A 1,251-nucleotide genomic window follows, 5' to 3' on the forward strand; every position below is an offset into this window, starting at 1 on the left:
TAAAAGCTCTGCACGACCGTCGTTCGTCGAGAAGCCTTTTCAGCATCTCAAATCGCCTTTGACCTCGGCTCTCTTCGTTACCGGCCGTGCAGCTGTCGTTCATTCTCTATCTACTCGTAAGACGCCTTGGCATTGAGCGCTTCCAGCGCCTCCAGATATTCGTTCAACAGCCGCTCGAACTCGCCCTTGACCGTGGTATGTCCCTTCATGTCGCCAATGGCTTGACCCACCGAGTAGCTCCAATAGTCCATATTGTGCGAGCGCTCCGCACGCTTGAACGGATAGCCCCCAAGGATCGACTGCATCGGCCATTTCAGCGGTTTTGGTGCGCCTGGCTGAGCCCACGCCTTCATATAGTCCGTGTTGAGAATCCGGCACTGCTTCCCGGTCATTGCAAAGCTCAATGTGGCGTCTTCCGATTCCGACTGGAACAGCTTCTCGCGCATCTCCATGTTCAGGTCGCTCTCGGCGGTGCCAAGCCACAACGAGCCGATCCAAACGCCCTGGCACCCAAGCGCCAGCGCCGCAAGAATCTGCGAACCACGCGTTACGCCGCCAGCTGCGAGGACAGGACGCCCCTGTGCGGCTTCGACTACTTGCGGCCACAGAACCATGGATGCGATGGAACCAACGCTGCCGCCAGCCTCCGTCCCTTGAGCAACCAGAAAATCAACGCCCGCATCTTTTTGCTTGCTTGCGTGGCGACCGCTTCCCACGAGCGCCCCCACCTTGATCCCGCGGCCGTGGGCTTGCTTCACCACCCAGTCTGGCGTAACGCCAAGCGCGCCGACAACGCAGCTAACGGGCTTACTAAGGACCACGTCGAGCTGTTCTTGGCTCTTCTTGTTCGTCATGGCCATTTTCGTCGCATACTCGGCCATGTATGCATTGCGGTCCGCTTCAGGCATGTCGGCGATACCGGCTTCGTCCAGGACTTTCTTGACGAACGATAGGTGACTTTCCGGGATTTGCTTCAGATATTCCTCTGGCGATTTTTCGTCGCCTCCCGTACCGGGAAAAACAAGGTCTACGCCGAAGGGCTTGCCGTCCACCTGCTTCTCAATCCAGTCGATCGACATCGACAGTTCGTCGGGCGTCATCCAGGCCGCGCCCAGCACGCCCAGACCACCCGCCTTCGTGACCGCCGCGACAACATCGCGGCAGTGAGAGAAAGCGTAGATCGGCAGGTCAATCCCAAATTGGGCACCAAGTTCAGTCTTCATTGAAGCATCCTATCTTCAGTTGTATCCC

At 58.0% G+C, this 1,251-nt stretch carries 1 protein-coding gene; it reads right to left on the reverse strand.

Annotated elements, in window-relative coordinates; all coding sequences use genetic code 11:
* Positions 1–110: 110 nt before the first annotated feature.
* Positions 111–1,223 (reverse strand): nitronate monooxygenase, encoded by a 1,113-nt coding sequence (locus tag DIE06_RS37760; protein ID WP_124665739.1) that lies wholly within the window; start codon positions 1,221–1,223, stop codon positions 111–113.
* Positions 1,224–1,251: the final 28 nt, after the last annotated feature.

The sequence above is a fragment of the Burkholderia sp. Bp8998 genome (assembly GCF_003854235.1).
Classification (GTDB): Bacteria; Pseudomonadota; Gammaproteobacteria; order Burkholderiales; family Burkholderiaceae; genus Burkholderia.

Bases quoted from the DNA above. Each gene is read 5' to 3' on its own strand.
- DIE06_RS37760 (WP_124665739.1), bottom strand. From the start codon at position 1,223: ATGAAGACTGAACTTGGTGCCCAATTTGGGATTGACCTGCCGATCTAC.